Here is a 19,476-nt window from a genome sequence, read left to right as displayed (position 1 = left end):
TGACAAGATGGCGTCCATCCCATGTCGAAGGAAGACCATGTCCCGGAAACTCATCATGCTTCTCGCCGCGCTGGCCGCGGCCCCGGCCGGCGCCCAGCTGCGCCAGCAGCCGGCGCTCGGACTGGAAGCGGCCAACCGGCTGGCGGCGCGCGCCATCCAGTCCTGCCGCAGCGAAGGCCGCGCGATCGTCGTGGCCGTCGTCGACCAGGGCGGCAACCTGGTGGCCCTGCAGCGCGACGACGGCGTCGGCCCGCACAATACCGAGGCCAGCCGGCGCAAGGCGTATACCGCGCTGTCGACCCGCAAGCCGACCCTGCTGCTGGCGCGCGACGCGCAGGCCGCGCCGGACACCCGCAACCTGGCCAGCCTGCCCGAACTGCTGCTGCTGGGCGGCGGCGTGCCGCTGCTGGCGCAGAAGCAGGTCGTCGGCGCCATCGGCGTGGCCGGCGGCGGCGGGCCGCTGAACGACCATGCCTGCGCGCAGCGCGCCATCGGCGCCGTGCCCGAGCTCGACCAACCGACGCCGTGATTTTTTTGTTTTAATTTAGGAGAAGATGATGCGAACCATCCCCCGACTCGCCCTGGCCAGCCTGCTGGGCTTTGCCAGCATCGCGGCAAGCGCCGCCCAGAACCCGCTCAGCGTGCACGTGCTCGACCTGCAGAGCGGCCAGCCCACCGCCGGCATCGAGGTCACGCTGGAACAGCGCGCAGGCAGCGGCTGGCGCGAACTGGCGCGCGGCGTCACCAACGCGCAGGGCCGCATCCCTGCCCTGTATCCGGAGAATAAACCGATGCCGGCGGCCGACTACCGCATCGTGTTCAAGACCGGCGAGCACTACAAGCGCAAGGGACAGGCCAGCTTCTTCCCGCAGATTCCGGTCGAGTTCACCGTGGATGCGCCGGCCCAGCACTACCACGTGCCCCTGCTGCTGAGCCCCTTCGGCTACTCGACCTATCGGGGCAACTGAGGTTTACAGCTCGCCGTAGGAGTGCAGCCCCGACAGGAACATGTTCACGCCCAGGAAGGCGAAGGTCGTCACCAGGAGGCCCACCACCGACCACCAGGCCGCCACGCGGCCGCGCAGGCCCGACATGAGGCGCATGTGCAGCCAGGCCGCGTAGTTGAGCCAGACGATCAGGGCCCAGGTTTCCTTCGGGTCCCAGGACCAGTAGCCGCCCCAGGCTTCGGCCGCCCACAGAGCGCCCAGGATGGTGGCGACGGTGAAGAAGGCGAAGCCGACCGAGATCGACTTGTACATCACGTCGTCCAGCACTTCCAGGCTCGGCAGGCGGTCGGCCAGGATGCCGTGCGATTTCAGCAGGTAGGCGCAGCCGACCATGGCGGCCAGCGCGAAGGTGCCGTAGCCGATGAAGTTGGCCGGCACGTGGATCTTCATCCACCAGCTCTGCAGCGCCGGCACCAGCGGCTGGATCTGGGCGGCGTCGCGCGACACCGTGTACCACAGCAGGAAAGCCACGGCGGCGGCGATGATCAGGAGCACGAAGGGGCCCAGCTGGCGGGTGGCATAGCGTTGTTCATAGTAGAGGTAGAACAGCGCGGTGATGATGGCGAACAGGATGAAGACTTCATACAGGTTCGACACCGGGATGTGGCCGACATCCGGGCCCATCAGGTAGGACTCGTACCAGCGCACCATCATGCCGACCGAACCGAGCACCACGCCGGCCCAGCACAGCTTGCTGCCGACCGAACCGCCGAATGCCGAGCGGCCGGCCAGGCCGACCCAGTAGAACACGGTCGAGAACACGAACAGCGCGCTCATCCAGAGGATGGCGGACTGGCTCGACAGCATGTATTTCAGGAAGAATTTCTGGTTCGCGGCATCGATGGCGCCGCCGTACAGGGAAATCGCCCACAGCGACAGCACCGCCACCAGCGGCAGCAGCCAGCGCATCGGCTTCCAGTACCAGCCCAGCAGCGCGAAGGTCGGCGCGCTGAGCACCAGGATCACCTGTTCGTAGATGTCCATGTGGTGGGCGTAGCGGTTCAGCGCGAACAGCGCCCCCGCCAAGAGGGCGGCGCCGTACAGCCAGTCGAAGGCGTTCAGGCTGCGGAAGAAGCCCGGTTGCTGGACATAGGCCCCAGTTTTGCCGGTTTGGGCTTGCGACAGTTCCATCTTGGTCTCCTTGCCGCGGGCATCAGGCCGGCTGCGGCAGTTTTACTTTCAAATCGTCGAATTCGCGCTCGAAGTCGAGCGTCTTGCGCTGGGTGCTCATGGCCATCAGCGCATGCGCGCCGCCATCGGTATCGCGCACCCACACCCACATGCGCCGTTCACGAATATAAAACATTGCGAACACGCCGGCTACCAGCAGCACGCAGCCGAGGTAGACGATGTTCTTGCCCGGCGAACGGGTCAGCTGCAGCACCGATGCCTTCACTTCGTTGAACTCTTCCAGCTGCAGGTAGACCGGGGCGCCGTAGAACACGCTGTCCGACAGCGCATTGGTGGCCAGCTGCAGGAAGCGGCCGTTGGCCTCGCTCGCTTCGACCGGCGCCAGGCCGGCGCGCGCATTGGCGGCCTGCCACAGCTCCCACAGGGCGCCGTTGAGCATCTTCATGAAGATGCCGGCGGCCTTTTCCTGCTCGGCCGGCGGGATCTTCTCGAGGAACTGCGAGACGCCGACGAAGCCGCCACGCCCCCCGCCCTCGCCGGCGAAGATGGCCAGGGTGCGCGCAGCGGACTCTTCCAGCTGGCCGCCCAGGCCCGCCTGCTGCTCCGGCGCCAGCGCGCGCGCCGCGTAGCGCCGGGCCGCATCCTGCCGCAGCGAGGCATCGGCCAGCGCCGCGCGCAGGCGCATCCAGGTGCGCACGCTGTACTCGGCGTCCGCCGGAATGCGCAGGAAGCTGAAGTTTTCCGAAGGATTGCTGCGCACGCCGGCCAGGTAGACCTGGGCGCCGTCGAGCGTGAGCGGCTGCATGTAGTTCATGAACTCGCGCGCCTGGCCGGTCTTGTCGCGCAGCTTGTACTGCACGCTCGGGCCGACGTTCTTCAGGTCCTTGGCATGGTCGCTCCTGGCCGCCGAGCCGGAGGCCTTGCCGAGGGTGGCGCTGAGCTGCTCGTTGAAGGAGGTGTTCTTGGCTACCGCGCGCGCATCCTGGCCGGCCGCGATGTTCTCGACGTTGAAGGGGCGGAAACCAGACCATTCCACCGACCAGGTCTCGCCCCCTTGCTTGAGCTCGGTGCTGGAGCCCACCGTGCCTTCAATCTGGAAGGCCTTGTCGGCCGTGCCGCTCATCGGGAAACCGGTGAGCTTGAGCTTGCTGCCGCCGTCGTCGAAGCTCGACTGGTAGACGGCGATGCCCTTGTAGATCAGCGGGTGGTTGACCCGGATGGAGGCCGGGAAGGTCTTGCCGGTTTCATGGTCGCGCACGGTGACGTCGCTGGCGAACAGCTTGGGCATGCCGGTCGAGTAGAAGTCGATGTGGAATTTTTCGAGCTTGATCGAGAACGGCAGTTCCTGCACCAGCACGCCCGAGGCCTGCGGCAGCAGCGCCGTATCGCTGGTCTGGCCTTCGGCGATCAGGGTATTGCCGCGGAAGGTCGGGTTCGAGATGCCGAGGCGGTGCTGGGCCGGGATGTCGGCGATCACGCCGCTGCCGCCGAATGGCGTCTTGCCGAAGAACCACTGCTGGAACTTGACCGGCAATTCGGAGTCGAGCATCCCGCCCAGCAGGATCACGATGATGGCCGTGTGCGCGAAGATGTAGCCGAACTTGTTGCCGGCGCCCTTCTTCGCCGCCACCAGCGTGCCGCCGTCCTTGTCGACCAGCCTGACCGCGTAGCCGGCGTGGCGCAGGCGTTCGGCGGTCTGGGCGGCAAGCGCAGCGCCGGCCACCGGCGCGGTCCACTCCAGCTTGTGGTGGAAGTTGCGCAGCGATTCCTCGCGCACGTGCTCGCGCCAGCTGCGCATGTCGCGCACCATCTTCGGCGCATTGCGCACCACGCACAGGGCGGTGGACACGATCAGGAAGACCAGGATCAGCAGGAACCACCAGCTCGTGTACACGTTGTACAGGCCGAGTCTGGCGAAGACCTCGAACCAGAACGGACCGAACTGGTTGACGTAGTTCGGCATCGGCTCGTTCTGCTTGAGGACGGTGCCGATGACCGAGGCGATGGCGACGATCGTGAGCAGGCTGATGGCGAAGCGCATCGACGACACCAGCTCGACCGCTTCGGCGAACCCGCGGCGGCGGGTGTTCAGTTCAATTCCGGTGGTACTCATGTTCCACTACTTCCGTAAAGCGCCAGCAAATCCGCCGAGCATACAGCAAAAAGGGCAGTCAGCTCAGCGCCGCCGCCCCTTTGTTTTTTGTAGGGTGGACGGCTTCGCCGTCCGCGCGTTCAACCTGCCAATGAACAGCCGCGTGGTATGCAAATGTAATTTGAACGCGCGGTCGGCAGAGCCGCCCACCCTACGAGAACGCAGCGCTGCTTATTTCAGGCCCGCGATATAGTCGGACACCGCCTTCATTTCTTCGGGCGACATGCGCTGTGCCAGGGTGGTCATCTGGACACTGTTCTTGCGGGTGCCGGTCTTGAAGGCGTCCAGCTGGGCATAGGTGTAATCCTGGTGCTGGCCCGACAGGCGCGGGTACTGGGCCGGGATGCCGCTGCCGGTGGCGCCGTGGCAGCTGGCGCAGGCGGCGACGCCCTTCTCGGCGATGCCGCCGCGGTAGATCTTGCGCCCCAGCTCGACGGTGTCCTTGTTCTTGGCGGCGCCCGGCTTGGCCTTCTGGGTGGCGAGGTAGGCAGCGATGTTGCGCTTCTCGTCCTCGGTCAGCATCTTGGCGTAGGTCGTCATGACCGGGTTCTGGCGGTTCGGGGTAGTGAAATCGACCAGTTGCTTGTGAGTATAGGAATCGATCTGGCCGGCCAGCTTGGGGTTGGCGACGATGGTCGAGTTGCCGGCGGCGCCGTGGCAGGACATGCAGGCCGGCAGGCCGCGCGCGGTATCGCCCGCATCGTAGAGGGTTCCGCCCTTGGCCGGGTCGGCCTTGGCGACGGCGGTTTGCGGCGCCGCGGAGGCACTACCGCACAGGACCAGGCTTGCAACCAACAAGGACTTCAAACGCGGAAACGTCAAACGATTCATACAAGCACCCTGAAAAAGTCAAAAACAGATTTTGGAATTTACAGTGAAACAGTGCAGCGGCCTTACTGGCGCCCCCTGAGCGGAGCATCAATGAACCCCTTATTGTACAATAGCTTTGTTTCCCCATCGCCATTTCGTTGTCATTTACACCTTCCCTTATGTCCAAACTTTGGCAGGCCCGGTTCTTCACGACCGTTAATCAGTTGCGCGATCTCCCGGGCACCCAGGTTCCCGAAATCGCCTTCGCCGGGCGCTCGAACGCGGGCAAATCCACGGCGATCAACATCCTCACCAACCAGAAGGGCCTGGCGTTCGCCTCGAAGACCCCTGGCCGCACCCAGCACATCAACTATTTCTCGATCGGCGGCGCCCACGTGGGCCAGCACCGCAAGGACCCGACCATCGTTGACGAGATCCAGGCGCTGCTGGTCGACCTGCCGGGCTACGGCTATGCCGAAGTGTCGGGCACGGCCAAGCTGCACTGGCAGAAGCTGCTGGGCGACTACGTCCAGCGCCGCGAGCAGCTGGCCGCGCTGGTCCTCATCATGGATTCGCGCCGCCCCTTCACCGACCTCGACGTGCAGATGCTGGAATGGTTCGCCCCGACCGGCAAGCCGATCCACTGCATCCTGACCAAGGCCGACAAGCTCAACCAGAACGAAAAGACCAACGCCCTGCGCCAGGCGCGGCAAATCCTCGACAGCTACGTCGACGAGGACGGCGAAGGCTTCCCCTTCACGGTGCAGCTGTTCTCGGCGCTCAAGCGCATCGGCATCGAGGAGGCGGACGCCAAGATCCTCGAGCTGCTCGGGCTCGACCGCGACGACGCGGCCCTGAACGACGCCGACGAAGATTCGGATTCGGAATAATCCCAGACTCGCCGGGACAACATTGGAACTGACATGACCATCATCACGCCCGCCACCTATCCTGCTGCCCGCATGCGCCGCATGCGCCGCGACCCGTTCTCGCGCGCCCTGATGCGCGAAAACGTCGTCACCGCCTCGGACCTGATCTACCCGGTCTTCATCCTCGACGGCGAGAACCAGCGCCAGCAGGTGGCCTCGATGCCGGGCGTGGAACGGGTATCGGTGGACCTGCTTCTGAAGGTGGCCGAGGAATGCGTGGCGCTGGGCATCCCGATGCTGGCGCTGTTCCCGGTGGTCGATGCTTCGCTCAAGACCTATGACGGCGTGGAGGCGACCAATCCGGACGGCCTGGTGCCGCGCGCGGTGCGCGAGCTGAAGCGCCGTTTCCCGGAACTGGGCATCATGACCGACGTCGCCCTCGACCCCTACACCACCCACGGCCAGGACGGCCTGCCGGACGAGAACGGCTACATCGTCAACGAAAAGACCATCGAGATGCTGGTCAGGCAGTCGCTGGCGCAGGCCGAGGCCGGCGTGGACGTGGTGGCGCCCTCGGACATGATGGACGGCAGGATCGGAGCCATTCGCGGCGCGCTCGAACAGAACGGCCACATCCACACCCGCATCATGGCCTACTCGGCCAAGTATGCATCAAGCTTCTACGGCCCGTTCCGCGACGCGGTGGGCTCGGCGGCCAACCTGGGCAAGGCCGACAAGAACACCTACCAGATGGATCCGGGCAACAGCGACGAAGCGCTGCGCGAAGTGGCGCTCGACCTGGCCGAAGGCGCCGACATGGTGATGGTCAAGCCGGGCATGCCCTACCTCGACGTGGTGCGCCGCGTGAAGGACGAGTTCAAGGTGCCGACCTTTGCCTACCAGGTCAGCGGCGAGTACGCGATGCTGAAGGCGGCCGCCCAGAACGGCTGGCTGGACCATGACAAGGTCATGATGGAATCGATGATGGCCTTCAAGCGCGCCGGCGCCGACGGCGTGCTGACCTATTTCGCGCTGGACGTGGCGCGCAAGCTGAAGGGCTGAGCAAGCCCCTGCCACGAAGAAACCGCGCCGAGTGTGAACCGGGCGCGGTTTTTTATTGCCTGGCGCTCTGCCCGCTCAGTAGGCCTCGATGCTCACCGCCACCAGTTCCACCGCGTCGCCATGGACCTTGTCGTGATGCTGATGGTCGTGCCCCTGCTCGTGGCAATCCGGCCCGCACATCGGCACGACGCGCAGCCGGATCTTGCCGTCCGCCGGCGGCAACTGGCGCAGCTTTTCGCTCAGCGGCAGGCTGTAGGTCAGCGCGCCATGGGCGCCGCGGTGGCCGAACATCATGATGGTGGCCAGGTAGTGGGGGCTGGAAGCATCCACGTGCGACAGGTCGTCCGGTCCGTTCAGGATCACCATGAAGGCGTCGTGCGACATCTGCGGGAAGTTCAGGGTGACGTTCGCCACCAGCACCTGCCCGGCCGTGCGCGCCGCCTCGATCGTCGCGCCGGGCAGGTGCGCCACCGCGCTGGCCGGGGCGGCTTCGGACACCTCGCGCCGCTGCACGCTGCCGACGACGCGGGCGCGCCTGCCGTTCTGGCTCGCGACGGCATACCTGGGAATCAGATCCTCTCCCGAGCCGGGCTCGTAGTCGTAGCCGAACGGCGTCATCCAGGCATAGTCCCCGGCCCGGGTCTGGCTCACGGGCTGGCCCTTGGCATTGACGAAGAACAGCAGCGGATCGCGCGCCCAGCGGTAGTAGTCGCTGGCCCGTTCCGCTGCGGATTTCTGCTCGTCCGGCAGGTCGGTGCGCAGCTCGTAGCCGGCCGGCAGGAAAGGCAGGCCGAGCTGCATCTGCTTGCGCGTCCACACGTCCCACAGGCGGTCCATATTGCTGTGGTGCAGGAAGAAAATCGGGTCGACCGGGGACAGCATGTCGGTCATGAAACCGCGCGCTTCGACGAAATTGCAGTCGCGCGAACCGACGCAGCGGTGGATCGAATTGTGCGGGCGGGCTTCCAGGATGCCGAAGCCGGCGCTGGTGTGGTGGTTCGATGTCTTGGCGCTGCCGAAGGCGATGAAGTCGGGCGCCGCCAGCGCTGCCTGGATGGTGGCGGGCGAGACGGCATCCGCGGTGGCCAGCGAGAAGCCCGGCTGCTCGCGCCGGATGCCGCGCGCGCCCGGCTGGTCGAAGAACATGCCGCCGCGTGGATCCGTCACCATGTCGAACAGCAGGTCCGGCTCGAAACGGATGCGGCGCGACAGCAGCTGGCCGAGCTGGCTGCGCCCATCGAAACCGCTGCCGGGCAGCGACCAGTAGCCGGCGCCCGCGATCACGCCCGTGATCATGCGCTCGAAATCCTGGCGGCCGGCCAGGTAGGCCGGGTGGTTGGGATCGAGCACGTCGTCGAACATGGCGTCGGGCACCTGCTGGTCCACGGTCCAGTCCCAGTACGGCAGGGCGAAGTACGGGTCGCCGCTCAGCTCGCGGCAAATCTGTTCGAACCAGCCGAGGTAGGCGCGGTGCCAGGGCAGGAACCACCAGTTGCCGTGCGGGCAGTCCATCGTGTGGACGATGGCCTGGCGATACCAGTTGCGCGGGTCCTCGGGCGGCAGCGCCAGCATGGCGCGCACGGCCTTGGCATAGCTCTTGAGCATGCGCTTGCCATGCTTGCCGGTCGCGTTGTAGCGGCGGTAGCGACGCTGCTTGTCGTCTGCCAGGGCCATGCCGAACGGCAGCATGCCGGCGCAAAGGCCGAGGCCGGCCGTCTTCAGGACTGCGCGGCGCGACTGCTTGAAACCCTCGTGGTGCTTGTCGGTCATAAGTGCTCTCCGTTGATGTGAAGAACAATGCCTGGACCAAATACCAGGCAAATCGTGCCCCGTTTAAATAGGGGCATGACCTCAGCCTAAACGGTCCACCAGTGTGGCCGTATGGGCAAGAACAAGCTCAGCAAGGGTTTAGCGCCACTGCGGTGGCGGCTTGTATTCCGGGAACATTTCCTTGAACAGGAAGGTCATCAGCTGGTCGGTATCCTGCGGGCGCGCGCTCAGCTTGACGATGCGTCCGAGACGGTGCGAATCCCACTCGAAGTCGCCGGTCTTTTCGCGACGGATCAGCTCGATCATCTTCTTGACCACGGCGATCTCGATGTCGGGCTCGCTGCCCTGCTCCACCGTGACCTGCGTCAGCCAGCGGCGCTGGAAGTTCGGGTTCCAGCCGCGGAACTTCAGGTCCATGCTGTGGAAGGTCTTGTTCGACACCGAGAACACGCCGCCGCTCTCGTTGCGGTCTTCGCGGCCGCGGCCGTTGATGGCGGCGATGTTGGCCAGCGCATTGCGCATGCCCTTGGCCGCATCGCTTTCCTCGGCCGACGGCTGCTCGCTGCCGGTCGCCGCGCCGCGCTGGCGGCGCTTGGCGTTGATGAAGTCCTGCATGTCGACGGGTTTTTGCTCGTCGAATTTCTGCGGCGGCTTGGTTTCCTTGACCGGCTCTTCCGGCGGGGTCGTGATCGTGTCCGGCAGGCGTGCGATCTCGATGCGCTCCTGCTTGGGCACCGGAATGGACGGCATGGGCAAGGGTTTGGGGGCCTGCTGGCGCGGCGCCTCCGCCTCTTTTTGTTGCATCGGTGCGACGTAGACCACCTTGCCCTCGTCGCCCGAGGCCGGCTTGGCCTGCTTCGCGTCCTTGTCGGGCTGGAACAGCCAGATCACGACCAGCAGCACGTGCAGCAGGATCGCGCCGACCAGCGCCGGACGGTTCGGTCCCTGGCGGCCGTACGTGAGCACGGGGCGGCCCTGCATCGGCAGCGGCTGCCCGCAGTGCGTGCACACGTCGCTGTGCTCGTCGTAGATGTGGGAATGGTCACGCAAGGTCGAACGGGTTCCTGATCGGCGTCTATCAATACTGCGAGAGCCGCAGTCTAACCGTTTTGCGGCGCCTGCGCACTTTGGAAGTACTTAAAGGGCAACACAGATTACCCGGGTTTCGCGGGGAGGATGTTACGAGATGTTTCAGGCAGGCGGACGCATCCGCCTGCCGGGCGCATCAGTGCGCTGCTTCCAGCTTGGCCAGCTGGCGGTCCGTCATCGGACCGGTGCCGCTGTACTTGTCCAGGTACAGGTAGATGACCGGAGTGATGTACAGGGTGATCACCTGCGAGAAGATCAGGCCGCCGACCACGGCCAGGCCCAGCGGCTGGCGCAGCTCGGCGCCGGCGCCGATGCCCAGCGCGATCGGCAGCGCGCCCATCATCGCGGCCAGCGTGGTCATCAGGATCGGGCGGAAGCGCAGGATGCAGGCTTCGCGGATCGCGTCCTGGGGACTCATGCCCCCGTTGCGCTGGGCGTCGAGGGCGAAGTCGATCATCATGATCGCGTTCTTCTTGACGATACCGATCAGCATCAGGATACCGATCATCGCGATCAGGGTCAGGTCCATGTCGAACATCCACAGCGTCAGCAGCGCCCCCACCGCGGCGGACGGCAGGCCGGCCAGGATGGTGATCGGGTGGATGTAGCTCTCGTACAGCACGCCCAGCAGCACGTAGATCACGCCGATGGCGGTGATGATCAGGATGAGCTGGCTCGACTGGGTGTCCTTGAACACCGCCGCGTCGCCGCCGTAGTTGGTGATGATCGAGGCCGGCAGCTTCATGTCGCGGCCCATCTGCTCGATGGCGGCGGTGGCGTCGCCGAGCGGCACGCCCGGCGCCAGGTTGAAGGACAGCGTGATCGCCTGCAGCTGGCCCTGGTGGTTGACCGCCAGCGGGCCGACCGTGCGCTTGACCGTGGCGAAGCTGGACAGCTTGACCAGGTCGCCTTTCTTGGAACGCACCGAGACGCGCGACAGCGCTTCGTCGTAGTAGCGGTCGGCAGCCGCCGCTTCCAGGATCACGTAGTAGCTGGCCGCGGTCGAGTAGATGGTCGAGACCTGGCGCTCGCCGAAGGACGCGTACAGCACGGTGCGGATGTCGGCCATTTCGACGCCCAGCAGCGCGGCCTTGTCGCGGTCGATGTCGATGGTGGCCTGCAGCGCCTTGTTCTGCGAGTCGCTGGTGACGTCGCGGAAGCGCTGGTCGGCGCGCATGCGCTCCAGGAACTGCTCGGCCCAGCCGCCGATCTCGCCGCCCGACACGCTCTGCAGCGTGTACTGGTAGCGGCTCTTGGACTGGCGTCCGCCCAGCTGCAGGTTCTGCACCGGCGACATGAACACCTGCACGCCTGCCACCTGGCGGGTGGCCTTGCGCAGGGCGTCGACCACTTCCGGCATCGGCGGGCGCTCGCTGCGCGGCTTCAGCACCAGGAACATGCGGCCGGTATTGCCGCCGCCGGTGAACGAGGTCACGTCCTTCACGTGCGGGTTGGCGCGCACGATATCCACCACCTGGGCCTGCAGCTTCTGCAGCGCCACCGAGGAAGTGTCTTCCGAAGCCTCGACGGTCACGCGCAGCTGGCCGATGTCTTCTTCAGGGAAGAAGCCCTTCGGCATGGTCATGTACAGCACGGCGGTCAGCACGAAGGTGCCGAGCGCCAGCATCAGCACCAGGAAACGGTGGCGCAGCGCCATGTCCAGGGTGCGGCCGTAGCCGTCGCGCACATTGGTGAACATCGCTTCGAAGCGGCGGCCGACCCAGGACATTTCTTTCGGATCGACGTGGCCGCCATGCTTGATCAGGCGCGAGCACAGCATCGGCACCAGGGTCAGCGACACCACGGCCGAGACCAGCACGGCCAGGCCGACGATTACGGCGAATTCGCGGAACAGCAGGCCGATCACGCCCGGCATGAAGAAGATCGGAATGAACACCGCCACCAGCGAGATCGAGATCGAGATGATGGTGAAGCCCATTTCGCGCGAGCCGACCAGGGCCGCCTGCATCGGCTTCTTGCCCATTTCCATGTGGCGCACGATGTTTTCCAGCACCACGATGGCGTCGTCGACCACCAGGCCGACCGCCAGCGTGATGCCGAGCAGCGAGATGTTGTCGAGGCTGTAGCCGAAGGCGTACAGCAGCGAGAGCGCGCCCAGCAGCGAGATCGGCACCGTGACGGCCGGGATGAAGGTCGCGGTCAGGCGGTGCAGGAACAGGAAGATCACCAGGATGACCAGCACGACGGTGCCGGCCAGGGTCAGGTTGACGTCGTGGATCGCCTCGCGGATCGAGTCCGAGCGGTCGTTGACCAGGTGGATCTTGATCGACTGCGGCAGCTGGGTTTCGAAACGCGGCATCAGTGCGCGCACCGAGTCGACCACCTGCACGGTGTTGGCGTTCGGCTGGCGCTGCACCATCAGCACGATCGAGCGTTCGCCGTTCAGGCTGCCGGTGGCCTTGACCGACTGGTAGCTGTCCTCGACCTGGGCGATGTCGCGCAGGCGCACCGGCAGGCCGTCGCGGGTGGCGACGATCAGGCCGGCGAAGTCGGCGGCGCGCATCAGCTGGCCGCCGCCCTGGATGGTCAGGGTCTGGCTGGGGCCGTCCAGGATGCCGAGCGGGGTGATCGAGTTGGCCGAACGCAGCGCGGTGGCCAGTTCCGACATCGAGATATTGCGTGCGTTCATCAGGTCATGCTGGGCACGCACCCGCACTGCGAAGCGCTTGCCGCCGTTGACCGTCACCTGGGCAATGCCCGGCAGGGTCGAGATCGCCGGCGAGACCAGGTTTTCCGCGTAGTCGTTCAGCTCCGACAAGTCCATTGACGGCGAGGTCATGTGCATGAACAGGATCGGGGAGTCGGCCGGATTGATCTTGCGGTAGGACGGCAGGTCGGTCATCTCCTGCGGCAGCTGGCGCTGCACCTGCAGCAGCGCGGCCTGCACGTCGACGGCGGCTTCGTTGACGTCGATCGATTCGTCGAACTCGAGCGTCAGCGAGGTGTTGCCCTGCGTGTTCGTCGAGCTGATCATCTTGATGCCGGCGATGGTCGCGAACTGCTTTTCCAGCGGCAGCGCGACCGACGAGGCCATGTTCTCCGGGCTGGCGCCCGGCAGGTTGGCGTTGACGTTGATGACCGGCGTGTTATAGCTCGGCAACGCCGCGACCGGGATGTGCATGTAGGCCAGGACGCCGACCAGCACCAGGCTGATCGACATCAGCACCACCATCACGGGACGGCGGATACACAGTTCGGACAGGTTCATGCCTTGTCACCCTTCTGTGCGGCCGGCATCGCTGCGTTCGATGCGGCTGCATCCTGGGGCTTGGCGCCAGCCGGGCGCACCTTGCCGCCCGGACGCAGATTCTGCTTGCCTTCGGTGATGACCTTCTCGTTGCCGGTCAGGCCGGTCACGGCAGCATACTCGCCGAAGCCGTGCAGGCGCGCCACCTTGACCTGTTTCGCCTCGTTGCCCTCGCCCACCACGTACACGAAGGTGCCCTGGGTGCTGGTGATGATGGCGTTCTGCGGGATCACGACGGCGTCGCGGATGATCTGCGTGGTGACGCGGGTGGTCACGTACTGGCCCGGCCACAGCATCGCGTCCGGGTTGGCGAACTGGGCCTTCACGCGGATGGTGCCGGCGGCCGGGTCGACCGCGTTGTCCACGAATTTCAGCTCGCCGGTGACCGGCTTGGCCTCGGGTCCGGTGCTGGCCTGCACCGCCACCTTGCCGGCACGCTGGGCCGTCAGCAGTGCGCCGAGGCTTGACTCCGGCATGTTGAAGGAGACGTCGATCGGGTCGAGCTGGGTGATGGTGGTCAGGGACGTGGCCGGCTGCACAAGGGCGCCCGGATGGATGTCGATGGCGCCGACGCGGCCCGACATCGGGGCGCGGATGGTGGTGTAGCTGGCGCTGACCTGGCTGGCGCGCGCGGCCGCGGCATTGCTTGCCACCAGCGCACGCGCCGCCTCGACCTGGCTCTTGAGGGAGTCGACCGCGCTCTGGGACAGGAAATTCTGGGCCGCGAGCTCCTGGCTGCGCTTGTACTGGCGCTCGAGGTCGGCCAGGGTGGCGCGGTTCTGCGCCACCTGCGCTTCGGCGCGGGCGACGTTGGCGCGGTCGGCGCGGTCGTCGAGCGAGAACATGACCTGGCCTTCCTTGACGAACTGGCCTTCGCGGATGTGGACCTGGCGGATGGTGGCGGTGGTCTGCGGATGCAGGTCGACGGTACGGACCGGGGTCACGGTGCCGTTGGCGGACAGTTCCACGCCCACGTCCTGGCGCTGCGGCGCCACCACGTTGACGGTGGTCGGCGGCATGCCGCCCTTGCCGCCCGGCCCCTTGCCGCCTTGTCCATTGTCGGCGTGGGCACCGTCACCCTTGTTCAGGTACCAGGCGCCGGCGACGGCCAGCGCCACGACACCGACAATCCATCCCGCATTCTTCTTTTTCATGTTCGTCCCTTGCCGCCAGTCCCTGCGGCTCTTTCTCTTGTGCTTGTGTTATCCGCGCGTGCGCAAAATACGCGGTGCTGCATTCTCGCGCGGCCATGTTTCAAGATTGTGTATCCACGATGGTGTGATCACAAGCTTGCGCTTTGTCTGTCCCTTATTTGTTCGGGTAATACTCCGGCAGTACCAGAGTCACTTCCAGTCCGCCTTCCGGATGGTTGGCCAGCGCGATGCTGCCGCCATGCTGTTCGGCGATGTTGCGGGCGATGGTCAGGCCCAGGCCGGTGCCGCCGGACTCGCGCGAACGCGAGGTTTCGACGCGGTAGAACGGATCGAACACCCGGCCCAGCTCTGCCGCGGGGATGCCGGGGCCGCTGTCGCGGATACGGATGCGGGCCGCGCCGTTGATGCGGTCGACGCAGACCCGTACGTCGCGGCCGTACTTCACCGCGTTGTCGATCAGGTTGCCGAGGCAGCGGCGCAGGTCCAGCGGCCGGCCCAGCAGGGCCATGCTGGCCTGCCCCTTGAGCGTCACCTGCTGGCCGGCGTCGACGGCGTCGGCGCACACGGCTTCCAGCAGCGAATCGAGGTCCAGCATCTGCATGTTCTCGGTGGTGTCCATGCTGCGCGCCAGCACCAGGCCTTCGCGCACCATGGCCTGCATGGCCGACAGGTCGCCGATCAGGCGTTCCTGCAGCTCGACGTCCGGCACCTTTTCAAGGCGCAGGCGCATGCGGGTCAGCGGCGTCTGCAGGTCATGCGTGATCGCCGCCAGCATCTGGGTACGCTGAAAGATGTACTGGCGGATCCGCGCCTGCATCGCATTGAAGGCGGCGCTGGCCTGACGGATCTCGCTGGCGCCGCTCAAGGCGAGCGGCGCGCGATTGATGTCGTGGCCCAGGTCCTGGGCGGCGCGCGCCAGCACTTTCAGCGGACGGGTGGTCATGCGCGCCACCACGTAGGCGAGCGCGGCGATGCTGAGCAGGAACAGGCCGATGGTGACGCGGTAGTCGGTTTCGGGGCCGGTAAACGCCGAGCGCGGCGGCAGCACCGACAGGCGCAGTTCCTCGCCGTCGCGCAGGCGCACGTTCAGGCTTTCGCAGGCGCCGTGCCATTGGGTGCGGATCAGGCCGTAGAGCACGGCCTGCTGGTGCGGCATGTCGCACGAGGCCGGACGGTTGGCCGCCGAGCTGATGCCGTAGCCGTCGCCCAGGCGCGCCGCCAGCGAGCGCGCGAACCAGCTCTGCGCCGCCGCCAGCGGCTGGGGGTTGCCGACTTCCAGGCGCAGGCCCGGGCGGTTCGCCACCGACAGGTAGACCGAACGCGCCGAGGCCGGCACGATTTCGGTCGCCATCACCAGTTGTTCGGCGCGCTCGAGCAGGTGCTGGTCGCGCTGCTGCTCGATGACGCGCTGGCGTTCGAGGTCGGCGGCCAGCTGCGTCAGTGCTGCGGAGATCAGGATACCGAGCAATAGCGTGATGAACACGCGTCCGGTCATCGATCCGAAGAAGGCTTTCACGCAGGCGGCTCCACGGTCACCTGGCCGGCCAGCACGTAACCGCCGTTACGCACGGTCTTGATGATCTGGGGCATGCGCGCGTCCTCGCCCAGCTTCTGGCGCAGGCGCGAGATCTGGATGTCGATCGAACGGTCGAAGGGGTCGGCGTCGCGCCCCTGGGTCAGGTTGAGCAGCTGGTCGCGGTTGAGCACGCGGTTCGGGTGTTCCAGGAACACGCGCAACAGGCGGAACTCGGCACCCGAGAGCATGATGACCACGCCCTGCGGATTGACCAGGTGGCGCGCGGTCAGGTCCAGGGTCCAGCCGGAGAAGCGCATCTGCTGCACGTTCTCGGACGGCACATTCGAAGGCATCGCGTGCGAGCGGCGCAGCACGCTGCGGATGCGGGCCAGCAACTCGCGCGGCTCGAAGGGCTTCGGCAGGTAGTCGTCGGCGCCCATCTCGAGGCCGAGGATGCGGTCGAGCGGTTCGTTGCGGGCGGTCAGCATGATGACCGGCAGGCTGGAGGTGGCGCGCAGCTTGCGGCACAGGGTCAGGCCGTCGTCGCCCGGCATGTTCAGGTCGAGCACGATCAGGTCGGGGCGGGCGTCGTCGAGCGCCTTCCACATGCCGGTGCCGTCGGCGGCCGACATGGTGCGGTAGCCGTTCGATTCCAGGTAGTCGGCGAGCAGGGTGCGGATGTCGCGATCGTCGTCGACAATCAAAATCGTAGAGGGATTATCCATAGCCTCAATTATCCGCATCTAAAGCAAGCATGGACAGCGGTTTTGTATCGGCATGTATATGCTCATCGGCGCGAAACATATTGATACAAAGTATCGGACAGGGGAAATCCCATGGTTACAGTTTGGATCGATGATGGGAACCGTGCAGCGAGCAGTCCGGATGCAAAGTGCACACCATACTGACTCTCACCAAAGGAATACACAATGAACACCGTCCGCAAAAACATCGTGATCGTCCTGACCGCGCTCGGCATCGCCGGCGCCTCGCTCGGCGTGCAGGCGCAGACCGCCGCGCCGCTCGAGGGCCGCCACGGCCACGCCATGAGCAAGGAACAGCGCGAAGCCAAGCGCGCCGAATTCCGCCAGCTGACTCCCGAGCAGCGTCAGGCGAAAATGGCCGAGTTCCGCGCCAAGCGTGCCGAGATGCGAGCCGCGCGCCAGGCCAAGCTGGCCGAATCGCTGAAGCTGACCCCGGCCCAGCAGCCGGTGTGGCAGGCCTTCGTGGCCAGCATGAATCCGCCGCAAAAAGGCGAGCGTGCCGGCCAGCGCCTGAACAAGGAACAACGCGCCGCCTTGAGCGCACCGCAGCGCCTGGAGCGCCGCATCGCCCTGCAGAAGGAGCGCACCGCCCGCATGGAAGCGCGCCTGTCGGCCCTGAACAGCCTGTACGCGGCCCTTACGCCGGAACAGCGCAAGGTGTTCGACGAGCAGCAGCAGCGCCGCGGCGGCCGTCACCACGGCGGCCATGGCAAGATGATGCGCGGCTGATCGTCCGCATCGATGTAAAAAAGACGCCCTCGGGGCTAATACCGTTCAGTTAGCGTAAAAATGTAGGGTGGTCGGCTTCGCCGACCGCGCGTCCAAGTCACCAATGCACTGTGGCAGAGCAAAATGGAGTTGAACGCGTGGCCGGGAAACCCGGCCACCCTACGCTTAACTGAACGGCATTAGCCCTCGGGGCGTCTTTTTTGTTCAACTCAAGGCAGCTTGGCCAGCGAATTCAGGAACTTCTTTGCGTCCTGGTAGCCGATCACCCGGCTATCCGGAATTTCCTGCCCGTCCGGCCCGAACAGGATGATCCCCGGCGGCCCGAACAGCTTAAAACGCTTCAGCATCGCCTTGTCCTCGGCGTCGTTGGCGGTCACGTCGACCTGCAGCAGGATGGTATTGGCCAGCTTCGCCTGCACCGCCGGGTCAACGAAGGTGAACCTCTCCATCTCCTTACAGGACACGCACCAGTCGGCATAAAAATCCAGCATCACGGTCTTGCCGCCAGTATCGGCCAGCTCGCGGTCGAGGTCCTGCACCGTCTTGATGCGCTTGAACGCCAGGCCCTGGTGGGCGCCGCCCGTCAGGTGCGCCAGCGGGGCCAGCGCATCGCGCCCGCCGGTGGCGGCGCCGACCAGCTGCACCGCTCCCAGCACGGCAAACGCGGCCCCGGCGGCCATCGAGGCCCAGTGCCGGTGCTTGCGCAGGAGATAAAAACCATAGCCGAACAGCAGTGCGGCCCAGCCCAGCATCTGCGCCATCGGCGGCAGCACCGGCGACACCAGCCACAGGGCCATCGCCAGCATCAGCACGCCGAACAGGCGCTTGACCGACTCCATCCATGCCCCGGCGCGCGGCAGCAGCGAGCCGGCCGAGACGCCGACCAGCAGCAGCGGAATGCTCATCCCGACCGCCATCGCGAACAGGGCCGCCCCACCGATCACCACGTCGCGGGTCTGGCTGATGTAGACCAGGGCCCCGGCCAGGGGCGCGGCCACGCAGGGCCCGACGATCAGGGCCGAGATGGCGCCCATGGCGAACACGCCGGCAAGCTTGCCGCCCGACTGGCGGCCGGCGGTAGTCGCGAGCCGGGTCTGCAGCGCGGCCGGCATCTGCAGTTGGTAGAAGCCGAACATCGACATCGCCATCGCCACGATCAGGAGGGCGAACGCGCCCAGCACCCAGGGATTCTGCAGGGCGGCGGCCAGGCCCTCCCCTGCCAGGCCGGCGGCCACGCCCAGCGCCGTGTAGACGATGGCCATGCCGAGCGAATAGGTGCTTGATAAGATGAAACCGCGCGAACGGCTGACCTGGCGGCCTTCGCCGACGATGATCGAGGACAGGATCGGCACCATCGGCAGCACGCAGGGCGTGAAGGCCAGGCCCAGGCCGAGCAGGACGAAGGCCGGGACGATCGCCAGCAGGCGGCCGCCCTCGAGGATGCCGGCGATGCCGGCCATGTCCGAGGGCTGGGCCGCGGCCGCGGCGGGCGCCTGGACCGGAGCGGCGGGCGCGGCGTCCATGGCCGGCGCCGGCGCCAACGGCGCGGTCGACATCTGGGGGGCATTGGCGCCGATCGGCAGCGCGGGCGCGCCGCCGCCGCCGGAACCTGCGGACAACTGGGCAGCATGCTCCTGCGGCGGATAGCACAGGCCGGCGTCGGCGCAGCCCTGGCTCTCGGCCGTCAGGGTGAACGGACCGCTGCCCTCGACCGGGATGCGGATCACCAGCTCGCCCTTGTAGGTCTCGACATCCTTCTGGAAGGTCTCGTCGTACTTCACCTTCCCGGGCGGAATCTCGGGGGTGCCGAGCTTGACGCCGTTGGCGCGGAACGCGAAGCGCTCGCGGTACATGTAGTAGCCGTCGGCGATCTGGTAGCGCACTTCCAGTGTCTGCGGTTCGGCCATGCGCGCCTCGAAACGGAAGGCGATCGCGGGATCAAGGAAGTCCTGTTGGGCGCGCGCGGCGCCCGCATGCAGGAAGACGAACAAGGTCAGCAGCGCCGTGCAGACCAGCCACAGGCGGCGGACGGAAAATCGGATCATGGTAAGCAAGGAGTGTTGGTGCCCGCCGGAATGGTACACCGGTATGCGCATCCTTGCCTGTGGCGACGCTTAACGCGAAAAAAAACCAGGCATGAAAGCCTGGTTTTTCT

At 66.2% G+C, this 19,476-nt stretch carries 15 protein-coding genes; 5 read left to right on the top strand and 10 right to left on the bottom strand.

All coding sequences use genetic code 11. The features are described from left to right. The first annotated feature begins 37 nt into the window (after positions 1-37). Both MasN3_RS03505 and uraH read left to right on the top strand, forming a co-directional pair. Positions 38-529, top strand: a complete 492-nt coding sequence (locus MasN3_RS03505; RefSeq protein ID WP_281912353.1) for a GlcG/HbpS family heme-binding protein — start codon at positions 38-40, stop codon at positions 527-529. A 28-nt stretch (positions 530-557) separates the two neighbouring features. Further along, positions 558-968: a hydroxyisourate hydrolase gene (gene uraH / locus MasN3_RS03500; RefSeq protein WP_281912350.1), complete on the top strand. Its 411-nt coding sequence runs from the start codon at positions 558-560 to the stop codon at positions 966-968. Positions 969-971: 3 nt separating this feature from the next. On the opposite strand, the gene ccsB is transcribed toward uraH, so the two are convergent. From ccsB to MasN3_RS03485, 3 genes are all read right to left on the bottom strand, one after another. Next, positions 972-2,138: a c-type cytochrome biogenesis protein CcsB gene (gene ccsB, locus MasN3_RS03495; RefSeq protein ID WP_281912348.1), complete on the bottom strand. Its 1,167-nt coding sequence runs from the start codon at positions 2,136-2,138 to the stop codon at positions 972-974. 22 nt (positions 2,139-2,160) lie between these two features. Next, complete coding sequence (locus tag MasN3_RS03490) at positions 2,161-4,251, bottom strand: cytochrome c biogenesis protein ResB (RefSeq protein ID WP_281912346.1); 2,091 nt, start codon at positions 4,249-4,251, stop codon at positions 2,161-2,163. A 210-nt stretch (positions 4,252-4,461) separates the two neighbouring features. Continuing rightward, positions 4,462-5,121: a c-type cytochrome gene (locus MasN3_RS03485; RefSeq protein ID WP_281912343.1), complete on the bottom strand. Its 660-nt coding sequence runs from the start codon at positions 5,119-5,121 to the stop codon at positions 4,462-4,464. Between the two features lie 158 nt (positions 5,122-5,279). On the opposite strand from MasN3_RS03485, the gene yihA reads away from it, so the two are divergent. Continuing rightward, positions 5,280-5,990, top strand: a complete 711-nt coding sequence (gene yihA, locus MasN3_RS03480; protein ID WP_281912340.1) for a ribosome biogenesis GTP-binding protein YihA/YsxC — start codon at positions 5,280-5,282, stop codon at positions 5,988-5,990. 33 nt (positions 5,991-6,023) lie between these two features. Beyond that, positions 6,024-7,031: a porphobilinogen synthase gene (gene hemB / locus MasN3_RS03475; protein WP_281912338.1), complete on the top strand. Its 1,008-nt coding sequence runs from the start codon at positions 6,024-6,026 to the stop codon at positions 7,029-7,031. A 75-nt stretch (positions 7,032-7,106) separates the two neighbouring features. Here the strand turns inward: hemB and MasN3_RS03470 are convergent, their stop codons facing one another. From MasN3_RS03470 to MasN3_RS03445, 6 genes are all read right to left on the bottom strand, one after another. Next, positions 7,107-8,801: a tyrosinase family protein gene (locus tag MasN3_RS03470; protein ID WP_281912336.1), complete on the bottom strand. Its 1,695-nt coding sequence runs from the start codon at positions 8,799-8,801 to the stop codon at positions 7,107-7,109. Positions 8,802-8,939: 138 nt separating this feature from the next. Further along, entirely contained in the window at positions 8,940-9,851 is a 912-nt protein-coding gene (locus MasN3_RS03465; RefSeq protein WP_281912333.1) for a hypothetical protein, read from the bottom strand. 175 nt (positions 9,852-10,026) lie between these two features. Further along, positions 10,027-13,119 (bottom strand): efflux RND transporter permease subunit, encoded by a 3,093-nt coding sequence (locus tag MasN3_RS03460; RefSeq protein ID WP_281912331.1) that lies wholly within the window; start codon positions 13,117-13,119, stop codon positions 10,027-10,029. Beyond that, positions 13,116-14,312: an efflux RND transporter periplasmic adaptor subunit gene (locus tag MasN3_RS03455; RefSeq protein ID WP_281912329.1), complete on the bottom strand. Its 1,197-nt coding sequence runs from the start codon at positions 14,310-14,312 to the stop codon at positions 13,116-13,118. The genes MasN3_RS03460 and MasN3_RS03455 overlap by 4 nt, the downstream gene beginning before the upstream one ends. 154 nt (positions 14,313-14,466) lie before the next feature. Continuing rightward, a complete protein-coding gene (locus MasN3_RS03450) occupies positions 14,467-15,828 on the bottom strand; it encodes an ATP-binding protein (RefSeq protein ID WP_281912327.1) in 1,362 nt (453 codons plus the stop codon). Then, the gene (locus MasN3_RS03445) at positions 15,825-16,553 is read right to left on the bottom strand and encodes a response regulator (protein WP_281912325.1); all 729 of its coding nucleotides are present in this window, start codon (positions 16,551-16,553) and stop codon (positions 15,825-15,827) included. Before MasN3_RS03445 ends, MasN3_RS03450 begins: the two co-directional genes overlap by 4 nt. A 204-nt stretch (positions 16,554-16,757) precedes the next feature. On the opposite strand from MasN3_RS03445, the gene MasN3_RS03440 reads away from it, so the two are divergent. Continuing rightward, positions 16,758-17,321: a Spy/CpxP family protein refolding chaperone gene (locus MasN3_RS03440; protein ID WP_281912322.1), complete on the top strand. Its 564-nt coding sequence runs from the start codon at positions 16,758-16,760 to the stop codon at positions 17,319-17,321. A gap of 209 nt (positions 17,322-17,530) precedes the next feature. On the opposite strand, the gene dsbD is transcribed toward MasN3_RS03440, so the two are convergent. Continuing rightward, on the bottom strand, positions 17,531-19,366 hold the full coding sequence (dsbD, locus tag MasN3_RS03435; protein WP_281912320.1) for a protein-disulfide reductase DsbD: 1,836 nt from the start codon (positions 19,364-19,366) through the stop codon (positions 17,531-17,533). Between the last annotated feature and the right edge of the window lie 110 nt (positions 19,367-19,476).

The organism is Massilia varians, from assembly GCF_027923905.1.
GTDB lineage: Bacteria > Pseudomonadota > Gammaproteobacteria > Burkholderiales > Burkholderiaceae_D > Telluria > Telluria varians_B.
Note: the sequence above shows the minus strand (reverse complement) of the source record. Positions and strands in the feature narration are given on the sequence as shown.